Genomic DNA, 26,297 nt, shown 5'->3' on the forward strand with positions numbered 1-26,297 from the left:
CGGCGCCGTACCACCGGCCCCGTACCCGTGAGCCCCCGGCGCGCGGCCCCGGACCCGCGATGCGCACACGTACCCCCACGCACGTGCCGCGTCGTGGTCCCGGCCGTCAGACGGAGTCGCGCTGCACCAACTCCGTGGCGAGCACCACGTGGCGGCGGACCGAGGCGCGCTCGGCGATCTCCTCCAGCAGGACGCGGGCCATGGTGCGGCCCATCTCCTCGGTGGGCTGGCGGACCGAGGTGAGCGCCGGGTCCATGTGGCGGGCGATCGCGGAGTCCTCGAAGCCGATCAGGGCCACGTCCTCGGGCACCCGGCGGCCGGCCTCGCGCAGCACCGCGCGGGCGCCGGCGGCCATCACGTCGGAGGCGGCGAAGACCGCGTCGACCCCGGGGGCGCGTTCCAGGAGCTCGCGCATGGCCCGCCGGCCGCCCTGCTCGGTGAAGTCGCCGTGGGCGACCAGCGTGTCGGAAGGGGCGAGCCCGGCCTCGTCGACCGCCTGGTGGTAGCCGTCCAGCCGGCAGCGCGCCACGTACATGTCCTGCGGGCCGGTGATGGTGGCGACCTGGCGGCGGCCGCGGGCGATCAGATGGGCGACGGCGGACCGGGCGCCGCCGACGTTGTCGGCGTCCACGTAGCTGACCGACTCCAGGTCGGAGCGCCGGCCGTTGAGCACCGCGGGCATCTCGAGCTGCTCCAGCAGGTCGGGCAGCGGGTCGTCCTCGTGCACCGAGACCAGTAGCACCCCGTCCACCCGGTGGGCGGCCAGGTACTGGGCGAACCTGGTCCGTTCCTTGGGCGTACGGATCAGGGTGAGCAGCAGCTGCATGTCGGTGTCCGCCAGCTCCGCCCCGATGCCCCGGATGATGTCGGAGAAGTACGGCTCGGCGAAGAGCCTGGTCTCCGGTTCCGGGATGACCAGCGCGATCGCGTCCGTGCGGTTGCCGGCCAGCGCGCGGGCCGCCCGGTTGGGCACGTAGCCCAACTCCGCGATGGCCGCCTCCACCGCGGCCTTGGCGCGGTCGCTGACCCGTGGCGAGCCGTTGATGACCCGCGAGACCGTACCGCGTCCCACCCCGGCGCGTACTGCCACCTCCTCCAGGGTGGGCCGTCCGCTGTGCCGACCGTTCATGGCCACTACCGCCTCCCGCACTCCACTGTCGCGCCACATTAGCGCCCGGCCCACTCGCGCTCACCGAGTTCTTGAGAGCGCTCCCACACTACAAGGCCCAGGCCGGGGCTTCCGTTCAAGAAGTAATCGCCCATCGGCCGCGGACACGTTCCGGCAACGAAATGGACTTCACATCTTGACATTGACCCCTCCGAGGCGTGAATGTTCCGGAAAGCCTAGTGGGAGCGCTCCCACAGTGCACGGCACACGCACGCCACACGCACCGCTCAGCGCACGCACATACCCGGGGACCCTCGCACCACCCGCACGCCAGACCCACCCTGACAAGGAGAGTGGAATGCGCACTTCCGGCAGAACCCGCAAGGCCGCCGTCATCGCGGTCGCGGGGATTGCGACCTGCGCGACTCTGATCACCGGCTGCAGCAGCGACAGCAACAACGATTCCAAGGGGGGCGGCAGCTCCGACGCCAACCAGAAGATCACGCTGCACATCGGCGACTTCGGATCGTTCGGCTACGACGACAAGACGGGCGCGGCCCTCTTCTCGGAGTACCACAAGCTGCACCCGAACATCACGGTCGTGGAGGACAACACCTCCGACGGCCAGCAGTACTGGGACACGCTCAAGCTCCACCTCACTCAGGGCAGCGGTCTCGCGGACATCCAGGCGATCGAGGTCGGCTACATCGCCGAGGCGGTCACCCCCGCCATCGCCTCGAAGTTCGAGGACATCGGCAAGGCGCCCGGAGTCAACGTGGACGACTGGGTCTCCTACAAGGAGAAGCAGGCCACCACCAGCGACGGCAAGGTCATCGGCCTGGGCACCGACATCGGCCCGACCGCGATCTGCTACCGCAAGGACCTGTTCCAGCAGGCCGGCCTGCCCACCGACCGGGACCAGGTGGCACAGCTCTGGGCGGGCGACTGGCAGAAGTTCGTGGACGCCGGCAAGAAGTTCAAGGCCAAGGCGCCGGCCGGCGTGGCGTTCACGGACTCCGGCAGCGGCCTGTTCAACGCGGTGCTGGCCAGTCAGCCGACCCAGTACAGCGACGCGAGCGGGAAGCTGATCTACGACACCAGCGCCGGTGTGAAGACCGCCTGGGACCTGGCGACCGAGGCCGTGCAGGACGGACTGACCGCCAAGCTGCGGCAGTTCAACACCGACAACTCGTGGAACGCGGCGTTCAAGACGTCCAAGTTCGCCACCGTGGCCTGCCCGAGCTGGATGGTCGGCCAGGTCGCGACCAACTCCGGCCCGGCGCTGAAGGGCAAGTGGGACATCGCCCAGCCGCCGCAGGCCGGCAACTGGGGCGGTTCGTTCCTGGGGGTGCCCTCGGCGGGCAAGCACGTCAAGGAGGCCGAGGCGCTGGCCGAGTGGCTGACCGCGCCCGCCCAGGAGGTCAAGGTCTTCCAGAAGTTCGGCAACATCCCGTCCACCAAGGCGGGGCTGAACGACCCGGCGGTGCTCGCCGCGACCAACGACTTCTTCCCGGGCACCCCGGTCGGCAAGGTCTACACCACCACCGCGCAGAACGTGCAGCCCGCGCCCATCGGGCAGTGGGACGGCCAGGTGAAGACGTTCATCACCGACAACGGCATCCTCGACATGGAGCAGCACGGCACAGCCAAGGACAAGGCGTGGTCGAACGTGCAGAAACTCGTCAAGGACAAGATCGAGCAGTAGTCCTGCCCGCCATGTGATCCACCCGCCCTCCTGCGGGGCCGCCCGGCAGTGACTCCCTCCTGCCGGGCGGTCCGTACCCCCTACCGGAAGGACGCCCTCGTGGCCACCTCCGTCAGGGCGGCAGACGGCTCCCCGCCGCCCGCCCGTTCCGCCCCCTCCGCGCCCGCCCCGGACGGTCGTCGTTCCGCGGGCTGGCGCTCCCGGCTGTACCGGTTCGACACGAAGGCGTCGCCTTACGCCTTCATCTCGCCCTTCTTCCTCGTCTTCGCCGCCTTCGGCCTGTTCCCGCTCATCTACACAGGCTGGCTGTCGCTGCATCAGGTGGAGCTGGGCGCCCCGGCCCACTGGGTGGGCTTTCGCAACTACACGCGGCTGTGGGACAGCAGCTTCTTCTGGACCGCGCTGCGCAACACCTTCACCCTCGGAGTCATCTCCACCGTCCCCCAGCTGCTGATGGCGCTGGGCCTGGCCCACCTGCTCAACTTCAAGATGCGCGCCCGCGGCTTCTTCCGGGTCGCGATACTGGCCCCGTACGCGACCTCGATCGCCGCGGCCTCGCTGGTGTTCGTCCAGCTCTTCAACCCCGACTACGGCATGATCAACCAGTTCCTGGGTCACCTCGGGGTGCACGGCATCCAGTGGGAGACCTCCAAGTGGCCGGCGCAGATCGCCATTTCGGCGATCGTGACCTGGCGCTGGACCGGGTACAACGCGTTGATCTACCTGGCCGCCATGCAGGCGGTGCCCGCCGACCTGTACGAGGCGGCGGCCCTGGACGGCGCCTCGCGCTGGCGCCAGTTCATCAGCGTGACCATCCCGTCGATCCGGCCGACGATCTTCTTCACCATCATCGTGTCCACCATCGGTGCCACCCAGCTCTTCGGCGAACCGATGCTCTACGGCGGCGGCGTCGGGATCAGCGGCGGCTCGGCGCACCAGTACCAGACGCTGAGCCTGTACATGTACGAGAAGGGCTGGCAGACCGGCGAACTCGGCCAGGCGTCCGCCGTGGCCTGGGTGATGCTGGGGATCCTGCTGCTCATCGGCACCGTTCAACTGTTCGTCCTGCGGATCAACCGCCGGACCGCGGGAGGCTGACCATGGCCCAACTCACCGAGAACAGCCGGGTGGTGGGCGCGCGGCACTCCGCCGAGGCGGCCCGCCCCAAGCGCCGCCGCTTCCGCGCGGACGGCGCGGGCAAGCAGCAGCAGGCCGGCCCGATCGCGTACGTGTTCCTGATCGTCGCGGCCCTGCTGTCGCTCTTCCCGCTGTACTGGACGGTGGTCGCGGCATCCCGCACCGACACCGAGATCGTCACCCCGCCCACCCCGCTGCTGCCCGGGTCCCACCTGATCGACAACCTGAAGATCGTCTGGGACCAGGTCGACATGACCAAGGCGCTGATCAACTCCACCATCGTGGCGAGCTTCGTGGCGGTCAGCACGGTGGTGTTCGCCACCCTGGCCGGATTCGCCTTCGCCAAGCTGGAGTTCCGCGGGCGCAACGCGCTGCTGACCGTGGTGGTGGCCACCATGACCATCCCGCCGCAGCTCAGCGTGATCCCGCTCTACCAGATCATCACCAACCTGCACTGGTTCGATCACCTCCAGTCGGTGATCCTGCCCTCGCTGGTGGCCGCCTTCGGCGTGTTCTTCATGCGGCAGTTCCTGTCCGAGGCGCTGCCCATCGAACTGATCGAGGCGGCGCGGGTGGACGGGGCGCACAGCCTGCGGATCATCTGGCACGTGGTCTTCCCCATCGCGCGGCCGGCGATGGCGGTGCTCGGGATGCTGGTCTTCGTCCAGTCCTGGAACGACTTCTTCTGGCCCTTCATCGCGCTGGACCAGCAGAACCCGACGGTGCAGGTGGCACTGGCCGGGCTGGGGTCCGGCAACCACACGGTCGACCACGCGATCGTCGTGACCGGCTGTCTGGTGGCGACGTTGCCGCTGCTGCTGGTGTTCGCGGTGCTCGGCAAGCAGATCGTGGGCGGGATCACCGCGGGGGCCGTCAAGAGCTGACCGCCGGGGCGCAGCGCCGCGCCCACCCCGCGCTCCCGCCCTCCCGTCCGCCCTTCCCCCGCTTCACGCGTCATCCCACGTTGGAGTTTCCGTGACCGCTGTCCAGCCCGATCGCGCCGACACCTCGCGCGCGCTCCGTTTTCCACCCGGATTCGTCTGGGGGGCGGCCACCGCCGCCTACCAGATCGAGGGGGCCGCCGCCGAGGACGGCCGCACCCCTTCGATCTGGGACACGTTCAGCCATACGCCCGGCCGGGTGCACAACGGGGACACCGGCGACATCGCGGCAGACCACTACCACCGGTTCCGGGACGACGTCGCGCTGATGGCGGACCTCAGCCTCGGGGCGTACCGCTTCTCCGTCTCCTGGCCGCGGGTGCAGCCGACCGGTCGGGGGCCGGCCGTGCAGCGCGGCCTGGACTTCTACCGGAAGCTGACCGACGAGCTGCTGGAGCGCGGAATCACCCCCGTGCTCACCCTCTACCACTGGGACCTGCCGCAGGACCTGGAGGACGTCGGCGGCTGGACCGTCCGCGACACCACCGAGCGGTTCGCCGAGTACGCCGGAATCGTTGCGGGGGCGCTCGGTGACCGTGTGACGTACTGGACCACCCTCAACGAGCCCTGGTGCTCGGCCTTCCTGGGCTACGGCTCCGGGGTGCACGCCCCCGGCCGCACCGACCCGGAGTCCGCCCTCAAGGCGGTGCACCACCTCAACCTGGCGCACGGCAAGGCGATCGGGGTGCTGCGCTCGGCGCTGCCGGCGACCGCGCGCACCTCGATCACGCTGAACCTGCACCAGGTGCGGCCGGCCTCCGGCTCGGCCGCCGACCTGGACGCGGCCCGCCGGATCGACGCCGTCGGCAACCGGGTCTTCCTCGGCCCGCTGTTCAACGGCGACTACCCCGCCGACCTGCTGGCCGACACCGCGCACCTGGTGGACTGGGAGGCGCTGGTGCACGGCGGGGACCTGGCGGAGATCTCCCGCCCGATCGACCTGATGGGCATCAACTACTACACGCCCACGCTGGTCTCCGACGGCCGGGCGCGCACCGACGGCCCGGAGCTGCCCCGCAACGACGGCCACGGCGGCGGCACGGGCTCGCCCTGGCCCGGCTCGGAGCACGTCGCCTTCCACCTGCCGCCCGGCGAGACCACGGCCATGCGCTGGGCGGTGGACTCCACCGGGCTGTACGACCTGCTGATGCGGGTCGCCCGGGAGCGCCCCGACCTGCCGCTGATGGTGACCGAGAACGGCGCCGCCTACGACGACTACGTCTCTCCCGAGGGCGCGGTCAACGACCCGGAGCGGATCGCGTACGTGCACTCCCACCTGGCGGCGGTGCACCGGGCGATCGCGGACGGCGCCGACGTACGCGGCTACTTCCTGTGGTCGCTGATGGACAACTTCGAGTGGGCCTACGGCTACAGCAAGCGGTTCGGCGCGGTCTACGTCGACTTCGCCAGCCAGGCCCGCATCCCCAAGCGCAGCGCCCGCTGGTACGCGGAGGTGGCGCGCGACAACGTCCTTCAGGATCTCCCGGAGGAGGACGGGAAGTCCTGAGGGGCAACGCGCGGCTGCGGCGGTCCGAGGGTGCCGTCGCAGCCGCGCGTCCGGCCGGCCGCGGGCAACACGCGGCCGGCCGCTCCTCTCCCATGGGGGTTGGAGAGGAACGGCCGGCCGGGGTCGCGGGCTTCGGTCATGAACCGGGGTTCGTGAACGGAGGTTCGTGAATCGGGGTTCGTGACCTGGGGAAGTCAGCCCGCGTAGGCGGCGAACGCCTTGGCGAAGGCGCCCGCACTCTGCTGGATCGAGCTGCACGTGGGGTCCGCCCAGCTCTGCGCGCCGCCGGCGCACTGCTTGTCCCGGCCGGCCGACCACATCGACAGCCACGCCAGGCCCTTGCCGCGGGCGAAGGTCACCAGCTGCGAGGCGTCGGCGACCGTGAAGGTCTCGCTGCTGACGTCGTTGACGCCGATCATCGGGGTGACCGCGATCTTCTTCCAGGCGGCCGCGTCGGACAGCCCGAGCACGCCCTTGACCTGCGCCTGCGTGGCGGTGGCGGCGTCGATCGCGTACTGGCCCATGTCGCCGGAGTACGAGGACCCGTAGTCCATCGCCATGATGTTGACGGCCGCGATGTCCACCCCGTTGCCGTGCGCGTCGGTCAGTACGTCGATGCCGTCCTGGGTGAGGCCGGTGGGCATCACGGGCAGGGTGTACGACACCGTCAGGCCCGGGTGGCCGTGCTGGAGCTGCGCGATCGCCTGGGCCCGGCGGGTGTTGGCCGCGGTGTCGCCCAGCGCGCCGCCCTCGACGTCGAAGTCCACCCGGGTGAGCCGGTACTGGTCGACGACCTTGCCGTACGCGGCGGCCAGGTCCGCGGCCGAGGAGCAGGCGGAGGCGAGTTCGGTGCCGTTGGCGCCGCCGAAGGAGACCCGGACGTCGCCGCCGGCCGCGCGGACCGCGCCGATCTGCGCGGCGACCGCGTCGCTGCCCAGGTCGCTGACGCCGCCCCACTTGGGCGTGCAGCCGCCGCCGGAGAGCACGAAGGCGAGGGTGAACTGCTTGACGCCACCTCCCTTCATCGCGCCGGTCAGGTCGTACGGCGGGTAGAGCGAGGTGTCGACGTACGGGGCGAAGCCGCCGGCCGCCGGGGAGCCGCCGGCCGGGGGCGGGGCCTGCGTCGGAGTCTGCGTCGGGGCGGGGGTCGGGGTGGTGGTCCTGGTCGGCGTGGGGGCCGGGGTCGGGGTCTTGGTGGGGGTCGAGGTGGGCGCCGGGGTCGGGGTGGCGGTGGCGGTGGGACGGCCGGTGGGGGTGGGGGCCGGGCCGTCCGCGACCGAGCACGCGGCGTTGTCGATCAGGCAGTTGACAGGGTCCGCGGCGTGGCCCGCCGCCTTGGTGACGAAGCCGACCTCGACCGCGGCGCCGGGCGCGATGTCGGTGTTCCAGCTCGCCGGGGTGACGGTGACCGTGCCGCCGCTGACCCGGTAGGTGCCGTTCCACAGCGAGCTGATCGCGGTGCCGGCCGGCAGGTCGAAGCTGAGGGTCCAGCCGTGCAGGGTGCTGCCCGAGGAGTTGGTGATCTCGTAGCTGCCCGTGTAGCCGGTGCCCCAGTCGGTGGTCCTGTCGTACGCGGCCGCGAGGGTCGCCGCGCTCGCGTTTCCGGCCAGGGCGAAGGCGCCGCCCGCGACGGCGGCGGCCGCGGTGAGCGCGCCGGCGATCCGGAGCTTCCGGCTGGGGCGGCGGCGATGGGAGGTTGCCATGGGTGTGCCTGCCTCGTGCTGCGGGGGGATGCGGGGAAATGCGGACGTCCGCCGGACTCACCTCGGGCTCGGATCGAGCCGGTTCGGACTCCGGGTCGGACGCTGCCGTACGCTAGCGCCCGCCAAACGGACAAAACCGCAGTTCAGGGCGCGCGTTGAGGTTCTTATGGCGCTCTTAAGGAAGGGCTGGGGAGGGCTTAACGCAGTCGGCCGCGCGCCGTGCGGTCGCGCAGCCGGCGGGCCCGGCGGCCGGGTACGGGCGGCTGCGCGGCGCTCGTGCCCAGCCACAGCCGGATCTCGGCGCCGCCCAGCACCGAGCGGCCTATCGTCACGTCGCCGCCGGTGGACTCCGCGACCCGGCGCACGATGTCCAGGCCGAGGCCGGTGGAGCCCTCGGTGCCGGCGCCGTGGCCGCGGCGCAGTGCGGCGGCCGGTTCGGCCACGCCCGGCCCCGCGTCGGAGACCAGCACGATCACCGCCTCGCCGGTGCTGTGCACGTCCACCGCGAAGGCGGTGCCCTCGGGGGTGTGCCGGAAGACGTTGCCGAGCATCGCGTCCAGGGCGGCGGCCAGGTCGGCCCGCGGCACCGGGACCAGCACCGGCCGGTCGGCGCCGGAGTGCCGCACCTCGCGGGCCTCGTCCTCGGCCAGCGCGGACCAGAACGCCATCCGCTCCCGGATCACCTCGGCCGCGTCGCAGCCGGCCGGACGGCCGGTGCCTCGCTGCTGCCGGGCGGTACGGATGATCTGGTCGACCTCGCGCTCCAGTTGGGCCACCGCCGCCCGGGTCTGGTCGGCGGCCGGACTGCCGCCGAGGGCCGCGGTGTTGAGCCGCAGCACGGTCAGCGGGGTGCGCAGCCGGTGGGACAGGTCGGCGGCCAGCTCGCGCTCGGCGGCCAGCAGGCGCACCACCTGGTCGGCCATGGCGTTGAACGCCGCTGCCGCCGCCCGCAGTTCGCCCGGTCCGTCCTCCGGCACCCGGGTGCCGAGGTCGCCCTCGCCGAGCCGGTGGGCCGCGCCCGCGAGCCGTACGGTGGGGCGGATCATCCGGCTGCCGAGCCGGTCCGCGACCACCACCGAGCCGGCCATCAGCGCCAGGCCCACCCCGGCCAGCACCAGCCAGGCGGTGGCGACCCCGCGGGTGACCTCGCGGTCGGGCACGAACACCTCGACCACCGCGACCGTGCCGGAACTGACTGCGGTCGGCCGCAGCAGCGCGTAGCCGCCGGGCACCCGCAAGGTGGCCGCCGCGCCGTCCAGCACGGCGCGGTCGATCGCGGCGCGCGGGGCGTGGTGGCTGCCCAGGTCGACCGCCGGAGTGTAGCCGGTGGCGGGCACCGTCAGGCCGATCCGGTCCGGGCGGTCCTGGGTGGTGGCCATCGCCCGCTGCAGTTGCGGCCGGTCGGTGGTGATGGCCAGGGCCGGGGCGATGGCGGCGGCCTGCCGCTCGCCGTTGGTCAGCGCCCGGTCGCGGGCCAGTTCCCGGACCACCAGGCCGAGCGGCACCGCGAAGGCGATCACCACCATCGCGGTGACCGCCAGCGAGACCCGGATCAGGGCCCACCTCATACGGGAGGCTCCAGTTTGACGCCCACCCCGCGCAGGGTGTGCAGGTAGCGGGGGCGGGCCGCGGTCTCGCCGAGCTTGCGGCGCAGCCACGACAGGTGCACGTCGATGGTCTGGTCGTCGCCGTAGGACTGCCGCCAGACCTCGGCGAGCAGTTCGCGCCTCGCCACCACCACGCCCGGGCGGGCGGCGAGGAAGGCCAGCAGGTCGAACTCGCGCCGGGTCAGGTCCAGCGCGGCGCCGTCCAGGGCCGCGGCCCGGCGCTGTACGTCGATCTCCAGGCCGCCCACCCGCAGCACCGTCTCTGCCGGCGCCGGAGCCGTACGGCCGCCGACCCGGCGCAGCACCGCGGCCAGCCGGGCCGACAGGTGCTCGCCGGAGAACGGTTTCACCAGGTAGTCGTCGGCGCCCGCGTTCAGCAGCCGGACCACCTCGGTCTCGTCGTCCCGGGCGGTGGCCACGATCACCGGTACGTCGCTCAGCCCGCGCAGCATCTTCAGCGCCTCCGACCCGTCCAGGTCCGGCAGCCCGAGGTCCAGGATCACCACGTCGAACCCGACCTGCGCCACCTCCCGCAGCGCCTCCAGCGCGGTCCCGACGCTGCGCACCACGTGCCCGGCCTCCCCCAGATGCCGGATCAGCGCGGACCGCACGAAGGGGTCGTCCTCCACCACCAGCACGCTCGCCATGCCCGGCAACCTACCGCCGGGGGGCCTGCGTACGGTCCGGCGGGACCGGGGTCCGAGGCCGGGGGGGGCGGGGCCGCGGGGCGCCGGAGCGGGCGTGCGGCAAGATGACGGGTGTGCGGCGAGGAGCGTTCCGGGTGCTGGTGTGGGCGGTGGCCACCGCCGCCTCCGTGACGCTGTCGTGGTTCGGGGTGCACAGCGTGCTGCGCGGAACCGCGTACGACCTGCCGCGCGCGCTGCCGATCACCGGGGTGCCCACCTCCTCGCCGCCGCCGGCCGCTCCCTCGCCGACGCGTCGCCCGACGCCCGAGCCCACCCCGACGGCCGCCACGCCCCCGGCCGCCCGGACCACCGCCCGGCCCCCGGCGCACCCGGCCCGCAGCGCCCCGAGCCCGTCGGCCACGCCGAGCCCGGACGCCGGGACCGTGCGCGCGTGGACCATGCACGGTGGCCGGGTGGTGCTGGACCTCGCCCCCGCCTCGGCCTCGCTGGTGTCGGCGACACCCGACCAGGGATGGCAGATGCAGCTGTGGACCTCGCAGCCGGGATGGCTGCGGGTGACGTTCACCTCGGCATCAGGCAGCGCGGCGTCCACCGTGATCTGCACGTGGAACGGCCACCCGCCGACGGTGCAGGCCTTCGAGAGCTGAGCACCGGTCTGCGGCCCCAGTGGTCCTCGGCCTCAGTCCTCGAAGGTGCGCGGCGGCGGCTCGGGCGACGCTGCGGCGGTCGCGTCGGTCACCACCCGCGCCCCCGCCGCGAAGGCGGCCAGCGCGGGCCCGTGCTCGACCCGGGCGGACGCCGGATCGGTGGCGGCCCGGCGGACGAGCTCGGCCAGCGGGAGCGGGCCGTCGGCGGCGTACAGCACGGCGTTGCCGAATCGCCTGCCGCGCAGCACCGCGGGCTCGGCGACCAGCGCGGCGCCGGTGAAGGCGGCCAGCACGGTGGCGACCTGACCGCGCAGGAAGGCCAGCGCGCCGCCGTCGGTGAGGTTGGCCGCGTATCCGCCGCCGGGCGCGAGCACCCGCCGTACACCGGCCAGGAACTCGGCGGTCGTCAGGTGCGCCGGGGTGCGGGCGCCGCTGAAGACGTCCGCGATCACCAGGTCCGCCCAGCCCTCGGGCAGCTTCGCCAGCGTCTCCCGGGCGTCGCCGGCCCGGACCCGGATCCGCCAGCCGCGGTCCCACGGCAGTTCGGCCCGGACCAGCTCGGTCAGCGCAGCGTCGGCCTCGACGACCTGCTGGGTGGACCGGGGCCGGGTGTGCGCGAGGTAGCGGGCCAGGGTCAGGCCGCCGCCGCCCAGGTGCAGGGCCCGCAGCGGCCGGCCGGGCGGCGCCACGAGGTCGATGACATGGCCGAGCCGCCGCTGGTACGCGAAGTCGAGCCGGCCCGGGTCGTCGAGGTCCACATGGGACTGCGGCGCCCCGTCCACGGTCAGCGTCCAGGCCCGCGGCCGGTCCGGATCGGGCACGAGCGCGGCGGTCCCGCCCGCCACGGGGGCGGTCCGTACCGGCGTGCCACGGCGGTTTCTGGCCATGGTCCGATTATCCGGCGGTGGGAAGCACGGCTTTCACACCGGGTCGGGCGGCACCGGGCAGCGCCGGGCGGGAAACGGTCCGGGTCGCATCGTGCCGTGCCGCCCCCGGCCGCTACCCGTCGAGTTCCTCCTCGTCCGGGCCGATCCCGTCGGCGAGTTCCAGGGTGCGGGCGGCGGCGCCCAGGGCGGCGCGCAGGACGGCGGGGTCGGTCACCGCGGTGTCCGTGTGCGGGGGGACGAGCCAGGCGGTGTGCGGGGCGGGGTCGGCGCCGCAGGGGCGGGTGCACCGGCTGCCGGGCACGTCCCAGGCGTCGGCGGTGCCCGGCGGCACCAGGAACGCGAGGCTGTCGTCGGCCCGGTCGTGCAGGACCGGGCCGACGTCGTTCGCACTCAGCCGCAGCAGGTCCACGGCCTCCAGGCCCTGGCGGGCGGGCACGGTCACCACGTCGCAGCCGGGCGGGGACGCGCTGAGCTCCGGGGTCGGCTCCGACGTGTGCGAACCTGTGCGATGCCTCACGGAACGGCCTCCTCAGATCAACGACGGCGCGATGCCAGCGATCACTGGCAGCACACCGTGTACAACGCGCGTACCGCGTCAACGGCTACGCCCGTTTCCCTCCTGAAGGGGTGGCGTTGGCTGGCGATTCGGACCTCGCTGGTCACCCCAGGTGCCCGGTGTCGTTCCAGCGTTCGAGGGCCGGAGCTCCGTACGCCCAGCCGAGGACCGACACCGATGTCGGGTCCAGCCGCAGCGCGGCGCCGAAGGAGGGGTCGAGGCCCAGCCAGCGGGCGCCGAGGGTGCGCAGGATGTGGCCGTGCGCGAAGACCAGGACGTCGCGCGGCGCGGACCGGGCCCAGGCGATCACCTCGTCCGCCCGGGCGGCCAGGTCGGCCGTCGACTCCCCGCCGGGCACGCCGTCCCGCCAGATGTTCACGCCGGGCCTGCGCTCCTGCAACTGCGCCGGGGTCAGCCCCTCGTAGTCCCCGTAGTCCCACTCCAGCAGCGCGTCCCACTCCTTGGCGCGGGCGAACCCGGCCAGCGCGGCGGTCTCGGCGGCCCGGCTGAGCGGCGAGGTGCGCACCTCGGCGTCGGCCAGCCCGTCCCAGGGCGCCCGGGCCAGCCGTGCCCCGAGCAGCAGCGCGCCGCGCCGCCCCTCGTCGTCGAGCGGAATGTCGGTCAGGCCGGTGTGCTTGCCGGTCACCGACCACTCCGTCTGTCCGTGCCGGACCAGGAGTATGCGCGATGCCAATGCGGGACCTTTCGTCAGTGCGTGGTGATACCGGTGTCAACCGGGGCAACCATGATGCCCCACGTCGTCCCCCACGTCCCGGCCGGGTGCCCCCAACACCCCGGCGAGCAGGGCGTCGAGCCCCACTTCGTACTGCCCCGGCCCGTCGTCGTGCGCCCGGTTCAGCTCCGGGGCGAGGGCCACCAGCGAGGGGTAGCGGTCCGCCGGCAGGGCGGCGAACTTCGCCCGCATCCGCTCGCGCATGCCCTCCTCGCACAGCGCCCGGGCCCGCCGGATGTTCCACAGCGCGGAGCCGACCGTGTACTGCATGAGCGCCACATGGGCGCAGGCCGCCTCGGGCCCGGTGAGCCCGGCCCGGCACAGCAGGGCGAGCATGCGGTCGATGACGGAGATCGCGTCGTCGCCGCGCAGCGGACGCACGGTCAGCAGCTGAAGCGCCGAGGGGTGGTCGGTGAACAGCTGGTACACCTGGCGGCACACCGCGCGCAGCTCGCCCACCGGGTCGTCGCCGGGCGGCGGCAGTTCGATGGTCTCCAGCAGCCGCTGGGCGACCGCGTCGGCGATCTCCTCCTTGCCCCGGAAGTGCGAGTACACCGCCATGGTGCCCACTCCCAGTTGCTCGGCCAGGGCGCGCATGGTGAACGCCTCGGTGCCGTCGCGGTCGAGCAGGGTGATCGCGGCATCGAGGATGCGCTCGGTGTTGAGCGAATTACGGGGGGCGCGGCGCCGGGGGGCGCGCACCGGCTGAGTGGCGGACATGGGATTCTCTTGTCCTCGTCCTCGATTACCTCTCGCGGAGGGCAACCCATGGCAAAGGGAAGGCGTCCTGTCCCTCGTGCCTACCCGTGCCGACGGGCTGCTGAACACCGCGCCAACCCGGGGTTTCCCGGTATGTGCCGGGCCGGTGTGCGCGAGCGTTAACGTACGTCGTACGGTAGAGCCTACTCGACAAGTCCATCACCGCCGCGTGCGGCCTTTCGGAGAACCTGGAGAGACGTCCGCATGACGATCACCACCGCCGCGCCGCGCGCCTCGGCATACCGGGGAAAGCTGCGCTGGTGGACCGAACTGCCGCTCATCGCTGTCGTGTACGCGCTCTACTCGGGCGCCCGGCTGATGGTCCGCGGCGACGTGGACGACGCCGTCGAGCACGGTGCCGACATCCTGCACTTCGAGCAGTTGCTGCACCTGGACCCCGAACGGTTCATCAACCGCCTGTTCAGCGAGCACGCCTTCCTCGGCGTCCCCGCCGACTTCGACTACGCCTCGCTGCACTACGTGGTCACGCCCACCGTCCTGGTCTGGCTGTGGCGCCGCCGCCCCACGCACTACCGCGCGGCCCGCGCCTGGCTGATGATCTCGACCCTGATAGGCCTGGCCGGGTTCACCGTGGTGCCCACCGCGCCGCCCCGGCTGCTGCCCGGCCGCCACTTCATCGACAGCATGTCGCAGTACGGCGACTACGGCTGGTGGGGCACCGACGCCAGCGCGCCGCGCGGCATGGGCCATCTGACCAACCAGTACGCCGCCATGCCGAGCCTGCACGTGGGCTGGTCGCTGTGGTGCGGCGTCCAGCTCTTCCGCTACGGCCGCCACCCGGTGCTGCGCGTGCTCGGCGTGCTCTACCCGCTGACCACCGCGATCGTGGTCATGGGCACCGCCAACCACTACCTGATGGACGCCCTGGCCGGCGCCGCCGTGATGACCGCCGGCGCGCTGCTGGCCCGGCCGCTGCTGCGCGGCGTGGACTGGGTGTACGCGAAGGTGGGCCTGCGTCCGGCCGGAGCCGTGACCGTACCGGCCGTGCCGGTCGCCTCCTCCGCCGCCTCCACCGTGCCCGCCGGGTTCGCCGGCGGTACGGCCGCGGCGCCCGCCCAGGCAGCCGTCGGCATCCCGGCGCAGGCCGACCGCCGGTCCGGCCGGGACAAAGCGCGGGGCAAGACGCCGGGCAAGGACGCGGAATCCGGCGAATCCGCCGGGGACGGGGCGGCGGACGGCCCCGGGGACGTCGGGAAGGACCCGGCCGCGGACGGCGGCGAGCGTCCGGACCGGGCCGCCGACCAGGCCGGAAGCGCGGCAGCGGGGCGTGCCGAGGAGCCGGCCGCGGACGGCGGCGAACCGCTTGGCGCGGACGCCGCGCAGGACGGGCGCGAGGGCGAGCGCCCGGCCCGTTCCGGAGGAGAAACGGCCGGACGCGGCCGGATGTCGTAGCCGGATGCCAGACTTTCGCGGGTGAGCACTACGCACGACTTGCAGTTGCGGGACCGGCTGGCCGCCCTGCGCGGGCCCGGCACCGTACCCCGTCCGCTGGACGCGCGGGCGCTGGCCGCGCTCGCCGCCAATCCCGGCTGCCGGCGGCGCGCCCTTCTGGACGCGGCGGGGGTGGACAAGGGGGCGGTCGCCGAACGGCTGGGCGCGCCCGCCCAGTTCGGCCAGTCCCGGTTCGCCTTCTCCCGCGGGCACGCCTTCGAGGCCCGGGTCAAGCGCGAGCGCTGCGCCGAGTTGCTGCGGCTGCTGGGCGCCGACGAGGCGGCGGTGGCCGGGGCCGAGGTGCCCGACCTGGCCGCCGCGGGTCCCCAAGGCCGCACGGCCCGGACCCGGCTGGCGCTGGCGGAGGCCCCGGCCGGCCGCTGGAGCCTGCTCGACCACCCGATGCTGGCCCTGGAGGTCGCGGGTTCCACCGCCTACCTGGAGCCGGACGCGGTCGCGGTGACCCCCGACGGCACCTGGACCGTGGTCGAGATCAAGTCCTTCCCGATCCTGGACGGCGGCGCGGACGCGATGAAGGTGGGCGCCGCCGCCCGCCAGTCCGCGGTCTACGTGCTGGCCCTGGACGCGGTGACACCCGGCCGCACCCGCACCGACGTGCTCCTGGTGTGCCCGAAGGATTTCTCCAACCTGCCCACCGCCTCCTGGGTGGACGTGCGCCGCCAGGTGTCGGTCACCCGCCGCCAGCTCACCCGGCTCACCCGGATCGACGAGATCGCCGCCGCCCTTCCGCCCGGCGTCACCTTCGACCTCGCCTGCGGCCCCGACGGCCGCACCCCCACCCGGCCGGCCGCCGAACTGTCCGCGGCGGTGGACACCGTGCCCGCCGCCTATGCCCCCGAGTGCCTGTCCACCTGCGAACTCGCCTTCCACTGCCGCGACCGGGCCCGCACGGCCGGCTTCGTGGAAGCCCTCGGCCGCGGCCTGCGCGGCGAACTCGGCGACCTCACCACCGTCTCCGCCGTCCTCGCCGCGGCCCACGGCGCCGCCGGCGACCCCACCGACCCGGCGGTCTCCGCCCTGCGCCGCGCCGCCGCTCTGCGCGCGCAGGCTTTGGGCACGAAGCCGGACGAGACGCTTTTCGGGTTGGCGGGCGATCAGCCGTACACGGCGGCGGACCCGGGCCCGGACGCGGCGCCCGGCGCGAGCGCGGACGGAGGGTCGTAGTGTCACTGCTGACCACGCTTGCGCGGGCCGAGGCGGTGGCCGGGGGTCGGGCGGTGGCCGCGGCGACCGTGCGGCACAGGTATCTGGGGGCCGAGCCGGTGGTGTTCGTGCCGCTGACCACGGCCGGTGAGGCGGGCGCGCCGCTGGGGGCGATGATCGGCACCCGGCGGGAGGAGCCGGAGCTGCTGGTGGTGCCGCAGCCGCTGGACCGGGACCTGCGGTTCGCGTTCTTCGCCGGGCTGGCCCGGGTGCTGCTGCCGCTGCTGGCCGAGTACGAGGACCGGACGGAGACCGAGCCGGCCACCCGCAACCGCGAGGAGAGCGAGGTGTGCGCGGACGCCCTGCAGATCGTCGTGCCCAACTCCGCCTCGGCGGATTACGTACGGCTGCTGGGCCGCTCGACCCGCTTCCTGCGCACGGTCGAGGACCCGGACGCCCCGCACCCCGTGCCGGTGCCGGTCCCGCTCGTGGGCCGCTGGCTGACCCACTACGCCGAGCGCGCCCGCACCCCCGGCAGCGCCCTGCTGCTGGCCATGACCGACCTGCTCACCCGGCACTGGACCACCGGCCAGTCCGCCATGGAGGACCAGCACTTGGGCGCCCTGCTCGGCTGGATCGACCCGCCGCCCGGCCTGGACGGCCCCGGCGCCGCCGCCCGTGCGGAGACCGGCCGCGGCCCGGACGGCCTGCTGCTCAGCCCGCCGGCCGGCCCGGCCACCGACCCGGTCTTCGACAACAGGGTGCTGGCCCCGGCCATGAGCCGTTACGACCGGGCCCGCGACGCCCTGCGTGCCGCGGAGGAAACTCCCGGCGCCGCCCGGGCCCGGGCCGAACTGGCCGCCGCCACCGCCGAGGTGACGGAACTGGTGGCCGGCCAGCTCCGGCCCGCCTGGGACGACGTGTGGCACGGCCTTGACCTGCTGCGGGAGCTGCCCGAAGCGGCGCACGTGGCCGAGCGGTGGAAGCGGGACCGCTGGTCGTTCACCGGCCACCGGGACCGGCTGCGGGCCGGCGAGCCGCCGCAGCCCCGGCGGGACGACGCGGTCACCGCCGCTCAGAAGCTGGCCGGGCGGGAGACCGCGCAGGCCCGGCTGCTGGCGCAGGAGGCGCTGGACGACCCGCTGGCGATGGCCGCCCGGCGGCTGGCCGGCGAGGCGTTCGCCGGCGAGGTGGTCGCGGTGGAGATGGCGTGGTCGGAGGGCCGGCGGCCCATGCCGCGCCCGCTGGTCACGGTCGTCACCGGCGACCTGCCGCAGGCCGAGCCGGGCGCGAAGGCGTACCGCGCGCTGCCGGAGGCGAGGTCGGCGCAGAGCGCGGAACTGGTCGCGCTGGAGGAGCGGGAACAGGAGCCGGGACGGCCGGCGGACCGGCTGGTCACGGTCCGGCTGACCGGCGGAATGGGCTCGGGCCGCACCCCGAAGGAGGGCTCGGTGCCGGCGCCCGGCGATCAGGTGATCTTCACCCTGTTCGAGCACGAGCCGCGCGGCGGACCCGCGCTGCCCGAGGCCGAGGACACCCCCTGGACGCACGGCGGGCCGCCCGGCCGGGCCGATGCGCCGCAGCCCCCCGACCCGGTGACCGCGGAGGACTTTCTGTGAACCGGCCCCACCCGGACGCCCCCGCGGCCGGCTTCGACCCGGGGGCGGCGGCCGCGGCCGCGACCGCGGCGATCCTGGACAGCACCCTGCACGGCAGCGCCCGCGGGGTCGTGGTGGACTCCCCGCCCGGCGCCGGCAAGTCCACCCTGGTGGTCCGCGCGGCCCGCGAACTGGCCGCGGCCGGCGAGCAGTTGATGATCGTCGCGCAGACCAACGCCCAGGTGGACGACCTCGCCGACCGGCTGGCCGGCGCCGATCCGCAGCTGCCGGTCGGCCGGCTGCACGGCAGCGACTCCCCGCCGGACCCGGCGCTCGACCGACACCCGGGGATCGCGAAGTCCACGTCGGTGGCTGACCTGCGGGACCGCGCGGTGGTGATCGCGACCGCGGCGAAATGGGCGTACGTCAAGGACGTCGAGCCGTGGCGGCACGCGATCGTGGACGAGGCGTACCAGATGCGCTCGGACGCCCTCCTCCAGGTGGCCGGGCTGTTCGAACGGGCGCTGTTCGTGGGCGACCCCGGGCAGCTCGACCCGTTCAGCGTGGTGGAGGCCGACCAGTGGGCCGGCCTCAGCTACGACCCGTCGGCCAGCGCGGTGGTCACGCTGCTCGCGCACAACCCGGGGCTGCCGCAGCACCGGCTGCCGGTGTCCTGGCGGCTGCCGGCCTCCGCGGCGCCGCTGGTGTCGCGGGCGTTCTACCCGTACACGCCGTTCCGCAGCGGTACGGACCACGGCGACCGGCGGCTGCGGTTCGGCGTGACGAGCGACGGCAGCGGCCCGGACCGGGTGCTGGACGAGGCGGCGGAGAGCGGATGGGGCCTGCTGGAGCTGCCCGCGCGGCACACCCCGCGCACCGACCCGGAGGCGGTGCGTACGGTCGCGCTGATCGTGCGGCGGCTGCTGGACCGCGGCGGGCTGACCTGGTCCGCTCCCGATCCGCGGCCGGCGCCGGTGACCGCCGAGCGGATCGCGGTCGGCACCGCGCACCGCGACCAGGCGGCGGCGGTGCGCGGCGCGCTCGCCGCGCTCGGGGTCGCCGCAGGCGCGGGCGGGGTCACGGTGGACACCGCGAACCGGCTCCAGGGCCGCGAGTTCGACGTCACGGTGGTCCTGCACCCGCTCTCCGGCCGCCCCGACGCGACCGCCTTCCACCTGGAGACCGGCCGCCTCTGCGTGCTCGCCTCCCGCCACCGCCACGCCTGCGTCGTCGTCTGCCGCGCCGGCGTCGCCGACCTCCTCGACGAACACCCCTCCTCCGAACCCGTCCAGCTCGGCGTCCAGGTCAAATTCCCGGACGGCTGGGAGGCGAACCACGCGGTCCTCGCCCACCTCGCCGAACACCGCGTGAGCTGGCGCCCCTGACCTTCGGGTGTCGCCGGGAGTACGGTGCGCCCGTGTGGGTGCGGCAAGCGGCACCTCCGGGTCCGCACGGTTCAGGCTTCGGCTGGTCTGCGGTGCGCGGCCCAGGATTGGGCGGCGTCGGTCATGGCGGTGAGCCAGCCCGCTTCCGGGCGGCGTTCGGCGAAGGTCTCGTACATCCGCAAGCTTGCGCGTACGAAGGCGTCGATCGCGTGAGGGTCTGCATTCGACCAGGCCGGACACCGGGCCGCCCACGATTCGGCCGACTCGGCAGTGTGCCCGGCTGCGATCAATTGCAGGACAAGGCAGGCGGGGTCGATGAAGGCCGCGCCCCGGGTGGGCCAGGACCAGTCCACAGCCCACGTTGCGCTGTTGCCGATCATCAGGTTGCTCGGATTGATGTCGGTGTGGAGCAGAGCTTCCCCGGCGAACAGGGCGGCTTCCTGCTCGTCGGTGGCGAACCGGTTCCATCGGGTCTCCGCCCACGCCTGGGCCACGCCGGGAAGGGCGATTTCTGCGACCCGGTTCAGGGTGGTGACGATGGCGGGAAGATCGGGCGAGCCGGGCACGAAGTCGGACGACCATCCTTCGACGGCCTCGAAGCCGAGCACAAGCCACTCGTGACTTTCCGCCTCCCAGCGCAGAGCGGGAGCCACGGACTGAACGAACGGATTGATGAGCCGTTCCCGGGTCAGGGAGTCCCGTCTGCCGCCCGGCCGGTTGCGCATGGCCTTGACGAAAAAAGGGCCTTTCCCGCACTGGACCACGGCCGTCAGATCGGAACTGAAGCCCCGGGCCGTGCGTTGCGCGTGCTCGACGTCACCGGTGTGCGGGTGGATCAGAGCCCAGAACTCCGGCCCGGGAAGGCTGTCCGTCATGTGGATCGGGTTTCCTCAATTCCTCGGGTTGCACTCGGTGCCCGGGTAGCCGGGACTGCATTCCTCATCGGGTTCGCATGCACCGCTGCGGGCCACGCTCCCCATGGCAGCAGTGGCTTGCCGCATCTGATCGCCGCCGAGGATATCCGCCAGCGGCCTCTCCCGGACGTTTCCGACATCGAGGAACGAGGAGAAGACGCAAGGGGACACAGTGCCGTCCGGGCCGATGGCAGCGGTTCCGCGGCCGCAGCCGCCACACAGGTCGGCCATGTCCGGCGCGTGCCCGTGGGCGCCCCGGCCGAACGGACGGACATGGTCCACTCCGATCCGGGTGACGCCGAGGTCCTGGAGGTCACGGCGGGCAGCCCGGGTGCGCTCGTCGTCGGCGCCGATGATGCCGACCCGCAGCGGTACGCCCAGGCGGACGGCGCGCTCGATATTGGCGCGGGTCCTGCGGTGCGAAGGCCGTCCGTTGACGGCGTTGTGCTCCTCCGCCCGGTCGGAATAGTAGGACGTGGCCACGCTCACCCGCTCGCGCCGGAAAAGGCTCCAGCACTGCTCGGAGACATGCACACGGTTGCTGTACACCTCTGCGTGCAGGCCGAGGTCCAGGGCGTGCCCGACCAGGTCGGGGAAGTCCGGGTGCAACGTCGGTTCTCCCCCGATGAACTGCACGTGCGTGATGCCGAGGCCGGCGGCCTGGTCCAGGACACTGGCCCAATCCTCCCGGGTCATCGCCCCGTGGCCGCCCTTCGGCCCCGAGCCGTTGTAGCAGTGGCGGCACTGGAGCTGGCAGCTGCGCGTGAGGTCCAGCCACAGCAGCCTCGTACGGCTGCCCGTAGCGGATAACGCTGCGGTCGTCATGGCACATCCTCCTGATCGAACGGTTGCAACTTCCTTGAGTCGGGCCCGCTCCGGCCGTCTTCGCAGAACGGCCGGAGCTGGCTTGGGGCCTGCCTTCGCCTGTTACTCGGCAGTCGTCCAGGCACAGACGAGAGCGGGGGTTCCAGGACGTGCCGGGCCGGGGCCGATGGAGTGGAGTCCGCCCGGCACACATGTCGTGAAGCAGGGACGTTGTGGCCCACCCCCGTGCGGCGAACTGTGCTTGACCGGGTGGCCGTGTGGGGGTCGGGGTCTTCACGGTGCCGCCCGCGCGCATCAGCAGGCCGACCGGGGCGGAAGCGGTCAGAGGCTCGCCGGGAGCTGCCCCATACGGGCACGGCAGCCGCGTGGCCGGAGTGGCGTCAGAGCGCCGGGGCGGTGTTCTCCCTATCGGCTTGTGATGGGGTTCCAGGGGTCGTGGATCTGCCAGGTGTGGCCGCCGGGGTGGTCTTCGTACTCGGAGCAGCGGCCGTGTTCGGGGTGGGTGGTGGGGCAGTCGGGGAGGACCAGAAGGTTCTCCGGGGTGCCGTCGTGGGGCCATCGGGTCCACACGGCGGTGGTGTCGGCGACGGCGTTGACCATGGCGTAGTGGTGGCCGGTGGTGTGGTGTTCCAGGGTGCAGCGCAGGTCCCGGATGTCAGCGAGCAAGCCGTGGCGGTCCCCGGCCCACGCCAGGGCGGTGCGGGCGAGCGGGTCGGGCAGCACGGTCAGGGTCGAGCAGATCGGTGCACGGCTGGGGGCGGGGGCGGTGGTGGGCATGGCGCTGTCCTCTGGTTGCAGTGGATGGGTTTCGAGGGCCGGCCGGCTGCCGGTAGGGCGTGCAGGCGCGGCCGAAGGGTTCTGGGTGGTGTGGGGTGGTGCCGCTCCAGCCACGCGGGACGGGGAAGCCGGCCCCGGCACGGGGGTGGGATCCGGGGTGCTGCCGCGCGCAAGGTCACTCGCAATGCGCCTGGCGGGCGGCAGCCATGGCCGGAGCGGCGGTCAGGGGAGGCGGCGGTGCCGCCCGGCGGGAGGCGCGTGGCTGTGAGGGTCCGGTGTTCCGACCAGGCCCAGGCCCCGCAGGTCGCCAGCCTCGGTGGTCCTGACTATCTGGGTGTCGATGATCTGGTCGGCGAGTATCCGGACGCAGGCAGTGCAGGCGAATACGTCTGCGGTGACATTCAATGTGGTGGCCGAGCCGATCCGCACGACGCAGGCGGACTCCCGGCCACACCACAGCCAGCACTGGCCCGTGGTCCACGAATTCGCATCGTCCGCCCGGGCAGCTGTGGGCGGCCGCATCCGCCGCGCCCTCGGTGGTCCGAGCCGGCCGACGCTCATGCGCTCATCACCACCCCGGAGCTCGCGGCCGGACGAGCAGCAGCCTCTAAGCTGCGCTGCCCCGAGGGCGACTCCTGTGCGCAGCGAACCGCCAGCCGTGCCCAGACGAGCTTGCCCGGTGCGGGCGAGGAATGGGTGTAGCCCCAAGCCTCGCAGAGAGCATCCACCAGATGCAGACCCCTGCCGCGTTCGGCATCCGTGGGGGCGTTACGTGGGACGGGCGGACGCCGGTCCGCGTCGTACACCGAGACAGTGAGTCCGTTCTCGGTCAGCCAGAGAAGCAGGCTGCACGTCGCGGGATCAGGGAGGTCGTCCGCAGGATCGAACGGCTGGGCGGCGTGCTGCACTGCGTTGCTGAGCAACTCGGAGACGATCAGGAGAGCGTCGTGGGCGACCGTCTCCGCGACGCCCCACTTGGCGAGTATCTCGGCGGCGTGCCTGCGTCCCGACCGGACGGCGGACGGGGAAGCAGCCACGTCGCACCGGCTGTGCAACGGCTGTTCGTTGCGGGCCAAGTCACACCTCCTGCATGAGCCCGGGACGGGGACGCCTCGGCGGCTGATGTCCAGTGAAGGGCTCGCCATGCAGCGGCGACAGGAAGGGAATCAGGTCGCCTCCGTGCTCTTACCCGGAAGACTTTGCCCTCTCATTACCCCGCCTCTGGTGCGGGCAGTATGTGCGCCGTTACGTTCGGTTCATGGGAGCGAACATCGTCCTGAAGCAGCGCATGGATGATCTGGGCCTGACCCAGGAAGAACTCGCAGCTCGGATGAATGACGCCTTGGCCGAGATCACCGGGCGACCTGGTGACATCTCGGACCGCACCGTGCGCAACTTGCTGAGTGGGAGCACCAGGCGTCCCATTGCGCGTACGTGCGCGGCCTTGGAGAAGGTTTTCGGCTGCTCCGTCGAAGATTTAGGGTTCAGGGCACCACGCTCCGCAGCACCAAGGGAGGACCCTGTGCGGCGTCGCACGTTCATGACCTCGGCCACGGGTACGGCAGCCACAGCGGTCGTTCCCGCTCTCGCCGGATCCACACGAGCCGGGCAGGGCGATGTCGCACGCCTGCAAGCGAAGTTCGCCGCGATCATCGATCAGGACCACAAATACGGCGGCCTGATCAGCATCGAGACGCGTGCTTCCGCTCTGGCGGGGGAGGCTCTGTCCCTGCTCCAGCGAGGATCAGCCGGTCAGCGCGTACGCAGCAGTCTCTACGCCGCGGCTGCGTCCTTCACGTCCAGCGCGATGTGGGCCGCCATCGACGGCCGCCGGTTCAACGAGGCCCAGCGCTACTTCGATCGCGCGTCCAGCCTGGCGGCCATGTCCGGTGATGCGACGATCCAGTTCCGCATCTGGTCGCACGCCGGAACCCTCTACCGTCATCTCGGCCGCCCCATCGACGCCCTGGCGGCCAACGACGTGGCGCGCGGGCTTCCCGTCGCCCGACGCGACCCCGTATTCGCCGCCCTGGGCCATGCGCGCCACGCGGCAATCCTCGGGCTCACGCACGACGCGGTCGCCGTCGACCGCGCCATCGGCCAGGCGCACGCCGCATATGCCCGAGCCGATCCGGACGAGCACCGGCCGGCATGGATGACGGCGTTCTTCGACCAGGCCGAGATCGAAAGCCTCGCCCTGACGGCGCATCTGGCCCTCGGCAATTACGAGCGAGCCGAAGCCCACGCCCATCGGTGCATCCGCCTTCTGCGACCCCACATGCTGCGAAGCCGCGCCATCGCGACGGCCCGGCTCGCTCACGCCCAACTGGGCCAAGGTGACCTGGAGCCCGCTGTCACGACAGCCACCCGGGCCAGAACCACGCACCCACGGGTCACCCGGATGCTGGAGGAGTTCGGCACCAAGCTCCACGCCGCGGCTCCCCGCAGCCAGGCCGCCAAGGCATGGGACGAGTACAACGAGCCCCGAAGGGATGCTGAGTGACAGCCGTGGGTATCGAACTGCGCCACTTCCGCGAGGTGGAACCGGTCTGGGACACCCTGATCGAGGTCTACGCCGAAGTACGGGCCGACCGGCTGCACGATCCGCACTACTCCGTCGAACGCTACGGCGAACGCCTCGCCCGCCACGCCACCGAGCCGGGCTGGGAAGCAGTCGTCGGCTACGACGGAGACCAACCCGTCGGGTACGCCTACGGCAACACCATCGAACACGGCGACCGCTACTGGAACCGGATCACGAACCAACTGCCGGAGTCGCTGACCGCAATCCCCACCCTGGCCCTCAAGGAGATCATGGTCCGCGTCCCATGGCGCAAGACCGGAGCCTCGCGAGGAATCCACGACGACCTCCTGTCCGCGCGCTCCGAAACGCAAGTGACCCTCATGGTCAACCCACTGGCCGGCGCCGGAAAGGTGCACAGCCTCTACGAGTCCTGGGGCTACCGGGACATCGGCAGCAGCCAGCCTTCCCCGGACTCACCGGTCCTCATGGCCATGGTGCGCGCCATCCGCCCAAGCGACACGTAGCCTCGACGGCGGCTTGGGCTTCGCCGACGAGAGGCCAAGGGTCACCCGGGGACTCCGGGAAGCAATGACCGCCGCGCTGTGGTGAGCGGGTGGTCGACACCAGCCGGGCGGCACTCAAGACGGCATCCGCCCAGGAACTCGCCGAAGCGGCTCTCACCATGACCTCCATCGAGTGGCAGCATACGTACCTGCGGTAGTCGCCTCTGCCGAAGCCTCGGACGTGCGAGTTTTCGCGCCCGGCCGACCCCCGGCGGACCGCCTGCCGCACTCCCGTTTCCCGGCGTGGCACACGCCACGCCGGGGGGTTGCGGGGGCGCGGGACAATGGTGGGGTGGACCGATGGGGAGGTAGGCGCATGTCCGAGCCGCAGCCGGCTCACCGTTCGCAGGGAGAGGACCCGGCGGTGACCGGGGAAGAGACGGCGCGCCGGTACGGGAGCGAGCCCGGCGGGCGGTCCGGTGAGGAGGAGCCGGCCGCGGCCGAGCGGGCCCGGCAGGAGCAGGCGCGCGAGGACCGGGAGCGGCAGGGGCGGCCCCGGCGCCCGGCGTCGCTGATGTTCGAGCCCGGCGCGCCGGGGACCGAGGGCTCCGACCGCTTCTTCGACCTCGAGTCTATGGAGGACCCCGGTGAGCTGCTGTCCCGGGCCACCGAGCTGGCGCTGGCGTTCCGGGCCGCCGCCGAGCGGGCGGAGGAGTTCCAGGCGATCGCCGCGGCCCAGCTCGCCGACCCGCGCCGCTTCGACCGGCTCACCACGGAAGCCCTGGCCGAGCAGGCCGGCTGGACCGAGGACTACACCCGCCGGATGGTCGAATACGGCGAGGGACTGATCCGGGGCGGCGGCGTCACCCCGTGATCACCCGGCCACGCACCGCGACGACGGTGCGCGGCCGCACCGTACTCCCCTCGCACTCCCGGCGTCCCGGATTCGGGCGAACCGGCCGGGGCCGCAACACGCGGCCGCTACATGTAGGCGCCATGGACGAATGGCAATGGAGCCGCCCGAACCGCCCGTCGTACCCCACACCCACCCCGCTCGCCCCGCCCGCCGCGGCCCTGTCCGCCGGGCGGCCACCCGCCCCGTACCCGGCGGGCCACCACAGCGACCACCCGGCGCGGAACACCCCCGCCCGCCCCGCCGGATTGCGCGGCATCCCCGAGCCGCGCGCCCCGCTGGACGCCCTGGAGCCGCTGAACCCC

At 73.0% G+C, this 26,297-nt stretch carries 24 protein-coding genes; 12 read left to right on the top strand and 12 right to left on the bottom strand.

Going from position 1 to position 26,297, the window contains the following annotated elements; genetic code table 11:
* Positions 1-106: 106 nt before the first annotated feature.
* Positions 107-1,129, bottom strand: a complete 1,023-nt coding sequence (locus ITX44_RS30145) for a LacI family DNA-binding transcriptional regulator (protein ID WP_236061997.1) — start codon at positions 1,127-1,129, stop codon at positions 107-109.
* 337 nt (positions 1,130-1,466) lie between these two features.
* On the opposite strand from ITX44_RS30145, the gene ITX44_RS30150 reads away from it, so the two are divergent.
* From ITX44_RS30150 to ITX44_RS30165, 4 genes are all read left to right on the top strand, one after another.
* Complete coding sequence (locus ITX44_RS30150; protein ID WP_205361104.1) at positions 1,467-2,813, top strand: ABC transporter substrate-binding protein; 1,347 nt, start codon at positions 1,467-1,469, stop codon at positions 2,811-2,813.
* A gap of 99 nt (positions 2,814-2,912) precedes the next feature.
* Positions 2,913-3,911 (top strand): carbohydrate ABC transporter permease, encoded by a 999-nt coding sequence (locus ITX44_RS30155; protein ID WP_205361105.1) that lies wholly within the window; start codon positions 2,913-2,915, stop codon positions 3,909-3,911.
* Positions 3,912-3,913: 2 nt separating this feature from the next.
* Positions 3,914-4,834, top strand: coding sequence for a carbohydrate ABC transporter permease (locus tag ITX44_RS30160; RefSeq protein WP_205361106.1), 921 nt, complete (start codon positions 3,914-3,916; stop codon positions 4,832-4,834).
* A gap of 91 nt (positions 4,835-4,925) precedes the next feature.
* Positions 4,926-6,398, top strand: coding sequence for a GH1 family beta-glucosidase (locus tag ITX44_RS30165; RefSeq protein WP_205361107.1), 1,473 nt, complete (start codon positions 4,926-4,928; stop codon positions 6,396-6,398).
* A gap of 194 nt (positions 6,399-6,592) precedes the next feature.
* Here the strand turns inward: ITX44_RS30165 and ITX44_RS30170 are convergent, their stop codons facing one another.
* The 3 genes from ITX44_RS30170 to ITX44_RS30180 form a co-directional block, all read right to left on the bottom strand.
* Positions 6,593-8,101 carry a cellulose binding domain-containing protein gene (locus tag ITX44_RS30170; protein WP_205361108.1) on the bottom strand — a complete coding sequence of 503 codons (1,509 nt, stop codon included), beginning with the start codon at positions 8,099-8,101 and terminating at the stop codon, positions 6,593-6,595.
* A gap of 197 nt (positions 8,102-8,298) precedes the next feature.
* Entirely contained in the window at positions 8,299-9,669 is a 1,371-nt protein-coding gene (locus tag ITX44_RS30175; RefSeq protein ID WP_205361109.1) for a sensor histidine kinase, read from the bottom strand.
* Entirely contained in the window at positions 9,666-10,355 is a 690-nt protein-coding gene (locus ITX44_RS30180; RefSeq protein ID WP_205361110.1) for a response regulator transcription factor, read from the bottom strand. Before ITX44_RS30180 ends, ITX44_RS30175 begins: the two co-directional genes overlap by 4 nt.
* 104 nt (positions 10,356-10,459) lie before the next feature.
* Between ITX44_RS30180 and ITX44_RS30185 the strand changes: the two genes are divergently transcribed.
* Positions 10,460-11,002 carry a hypothetical protein gene (locus ITX44_RS30185; protein WP_205361112.1) on the top strand — a complete coding sequence of 181 codons (543 nt, stop codon included), beginning with the start codon at positions 10,460-10,462 and terminating at the stop codon, positions 11,000-11,002.
* Between the two features lie 32 nt (positions 11,003-11,034).
* On the opposite strand, the gene ITX44_RS30190 is transcribed toward ITX44_RS30185, so the two are convergent.
* The 4 genes from ITX44_RS30190 to ITX44_RS30205 form a co-directional block, all read right to left on the bottom strand.
* A complete protein-coding gene (locus tag ITX44_RS30190; protein ID WP_205361114.1) occupies positions 11,035-11,889 on the bottom strand; it encodes a spermidine synthase in 855 nt (284 codons plus the stop codon).
* A 112-nt stretch (positions 11,890-12,001) separates the two neighbouring features.
* On the bottom strand, positions 12,002-12,406 hold the full coding sequence (locus ITX44_RS30195) for a hypothetical protein (RefSeq protein WP_205361115.1): 405 nt from the start codon (positions 12,404-12,406) through the stop codon (positions 12,002-12,004).
* 142 nt (positions 12,407-12,548) lie between these two features.
* The gene (locus ITX44_RS30200; RefSeq protein ID WP_205361116.1) at positions 12,549-13,139 is read right to left on the bottom strand and encodes a histidine phosphatase family protein; all 591 of its coding nucleotides are present in this window, start codon (positions 13,137-13,139) and stop codon (positions 12,549-12,551) included.
* A gap of 36 nt (positions 13,140-13,175) precedes the next feature.
* A complete protein-coding gene (locus tag ITX44_RS30205) occupies positions 13,176-13,898 on the bottom strand; it encodes a TetR/AcrR family transcriptional regulator (protein WP_205361117.1) in 723 nt (240 codons plus the stop codon).
* 243 nt (positions 13,899-14,141) lie between these two features.
* On the opposite strand from ITX44_RS30205, the gene ITX44_RS30210 reads away from it, so the two are divergent.
* From ITX44_RS30210 to ITX44_RS30225, 4 genes are read left to right on the top strand one after another with little or no spacing between them, the layout of a single operon-like run.
* Positions 14,142-15,350 (top strand): phosphatase PAP2 family protein, encoded by a 1,209-nt coding sequence (locus ITX44_RS30210; protein ID WP_205361118.1) that lies wholly within the window; start codon positions 14,142-14,144, stop codon positions 15,348-15,350.
* A gap of 21 nt (positions 15,351-15,371) precedes the next feature.
* On the top strand, positions 15,372-16,574 hold the full coding sequence (locus tag ITX44_RS30215) for a hypothetical protein (RefSeq protein WP_307795563.1): 1,203 nt from the start codon (positions 15,372-15,374) through the stop codon (positions 16,572-16,574).
* Positions 16,574-18,172 carry a hypothetical protein gene (locus tag ITX44_RS30220; protein WP_205361119.1) on the top strand — a complete coding sequence of 533 codons (1,599 nt, stop codon included), beginning with the start codon at positions 16,574-16,576 and terminating at the stop codon, positions 18,170-18,172. Before ITX44_RS30215 ends, ITX44_RS30220 begins: the two co-directional genes overlap by 1 nt.
* The gene (locus ITX44_RS30225) at positions 18,169-19,536 is read left to right on the top strand and encodes an AAA family ATPase (protein ID WP_205361120.1); all 1,368 of its coding nucleotides are present in this window, start codon (positions 18,169-18,171) and stop codon (positions 19,534-19,536) included. The genes ITX44_RS30220 and ITX44_RS30225 overlap by 4 nt, the downstream gene beginning before the upstream one ends.
* 71 nt (positions 19,537-19,607) lie before the next feature.
* On the opposite strand, the gene ITX44_RS30230 is transcribed toward ITX44_RS30225, so the two are convergent.
* The 4 genes from ITX44_RS30230 to ITX44_RS30245 form a co-directional block, all read right to left on the bottom strand.
* A complete protein-coding gene (locus ITX44_RS30230) occupies positions 19,608-20,144 on the bottom strand; it encodes a protein kinase (RefSeq protein WP_307795564.1) in 537 nt (178 codons plus the stop codon).
* A 282-nt stretch (positions 20,145-20,426) separates the two neighbouring features.
* Positions 20,427-21,275, bottom strand: coding sequence for a radical SAM/SPASM domain-containing protein (locus tag ITX44_RS30235; RefSeq protein WP_205361123.1), 849 nt, complete (start codon positions 21,273-21,275; stop codon positions 20,427-20,429).
* 405 nt (positions 21,276-21,680) lie between these two features.
* Entirely contained in the window at positions 21,681-22,052 is a 372-nt protein-coding gene (locus tag ITX44_RS30240; RefSeq protein ID WP_205361125.1) for a hypothetical protein, read from the bottom strand.
* A gap of 557 nt (positions 22,053-22,609) precedes the next feature.
* Complete coding sequence (locus ITX44_RS30245; protein ID WP_205361127.1) at positions 22,610-23,128, bottom strand: ATP-binding protein; 519 nt, start codon at positions 23,126-23,128, stop codon at positions 22,610-22,612.
* Between the two features lie 182 nt (positions 23,129-23,310).
* On the opposite strand from ITX44_RS30245, the gene ITX44_RS30250 reads away from it, so the two are divergent.
* The 3 genes from ITX44_RS30250 (at position 23,311) to ITX44_RS30265 (ending at position 25,953) form a co-directional block, all read left to right on the top strand.
* Positions 23,311-24,555 carry a helix-turn-helix domain-containing protein gene (locus ITX44_RS30250; protein WP_205361129.1) on the top strand — a complete coding sequence of 415 codons (1,245 nt, stop codon included), beginning with the start codon at positions 23,311-23,313 and terminating at the stop codon, positions 24,553-24,555.
* On the top strand, positions 24,552-25,100 hold the full coding sequence (locus ITX44_RS30255) for a GNAT family N-acetyltransferase (RefSeq protein WP_205361131.1): 549 nt from the start codon (positions 24,552-24,554) through the stop codon (positions 25,098-25,100). Before ITX44_RS30250 ends, ITX44_RS30255 begins: the two co-directional genes overlap by 4 nt.
* 553 nt (positions 25,101-25,653) lie before the next feature.
* Positions 25,654-25,953, top strand: coding sequence for a DUF8844 domain-containing protein (locus ITX44_RS30265; protein ID WP_205361296.1), 300 nt, complete (start codon positions 25,654-25,656; stop codon positions 25,951-25,953).
* Positions 25,954-26,297 lie beyond the last annotated feature (344 nt).

Source organism: Actinacidiphila acididurans (genome assembly GCF_016918855.1).
Taxonomy (GTDB): Bacteria; Actinomycetota; Actinomycetes; order Streptomycetales; family Streptomycetaceae; genus Actinacidiphila; species Actinacidiphila acididurans.

Bases quoted from the DNA above. Each gene is read 5' to 3' on its own strand.
- ITX44_RS30145 (WP_236061997.1), bottom strand. From the start codon at position 1,129: ATGAACGGTCGGCACAGCGGACGGCCCACCCTGGAGGAGGTGGCAGTA.
- ITX44_RS30150 (WP_205361104.1), top strand. From the start codon at position 1,467: ATGCGCACTTCCGGCAGAACCCGCAAGGCCGCCGTCATCGCGGTCGCG.
- ITX44_RS30160 (WP_205361106.1), top strand. From the start codon at position 3,914: ATGGCCCAACTCACCGAGAACAGCCGGGTGGTGGGCGCGCGGCACTCC.
- ITX44_RS30170 (WP_205361108.1), bottom strand. From the start codon at position 8,101: ATGGCAACCTCCCATCGCCGCCGCCCCAGCCGGAAGCTCCGGATCGCC.
- ITX44_RS30175 (WP_205361109.1), bottom strand. From the start codon at position 9,669: ATGAGGTGGGCCCTGATCCGGGTCTCGCTGGCGGTCACCGCGATGGTG.
- ITX44_RS30180 (WP_205361110.1), bottom strand. From the start codon at position 10,355: ATGGCGAGCGTGCTGGTGGTGGAGGACGACCCCTTCGTGCGGTCCGCG.
- ITX44_RS30185 (WP_205361112.1), top strand. From the start codon at position 10,460: ATGACGGGTGTGCGGCGAGGAGCGTTCCGGGTGCTGGTGTGGGCGGTG.
- ITX44_RS30190 (WP_205361114.1), bottom strand. From the start codon at position 11,889: ATGGCCAGAAACCGCCGTGGCACGCCGGTACGGACCGCCCCCGTGGCG.
- ITX44_RS30205 (WP_205361117.1), bottom strand. From the start codon at position 13,898: ATGTCCGCCACTCAGCCGGTGCGCGCCCCCCGGCGCCGCGCCCCCCGT.
- ITX44_RS30210 (WP_205361118.1), top strand. From the start codon at position 14,142: ATGACGATCACCACCGCCGCGCCGCGCGCCTCGGCATACCGGGGAAAG.
- ITX44_RS30235 (WP_205361123.1), bottom strand. From the start codon at position 21,275: ATGACGACCGCAGCGTTATCCGCTACGGGCAGCCGTACGAGGCTGCTG.
- ITX44_RS30240 (WP_205361125.1), bottom strand. From the start codon at position 22,052: ATGCCCACCACCGCCCCCGCCCCCAGCCGTGCACCGATCTGCTCGACC.
- ITX44_RS30250 (WP_205361129.1), top strand. From the start codon at position 23,311: ATGGGAGCGAACATCGTCCTGAAGCAGCGCATGGATGATCTGGGCCTG.
- ITX44_RS30265 (WP_205361296.1), top strand. From the start codon at position 25,654: ATGTTCGAGCCCGGCGCGCCGGGGACCGAGGGCTCCGACCGCTTCTTC.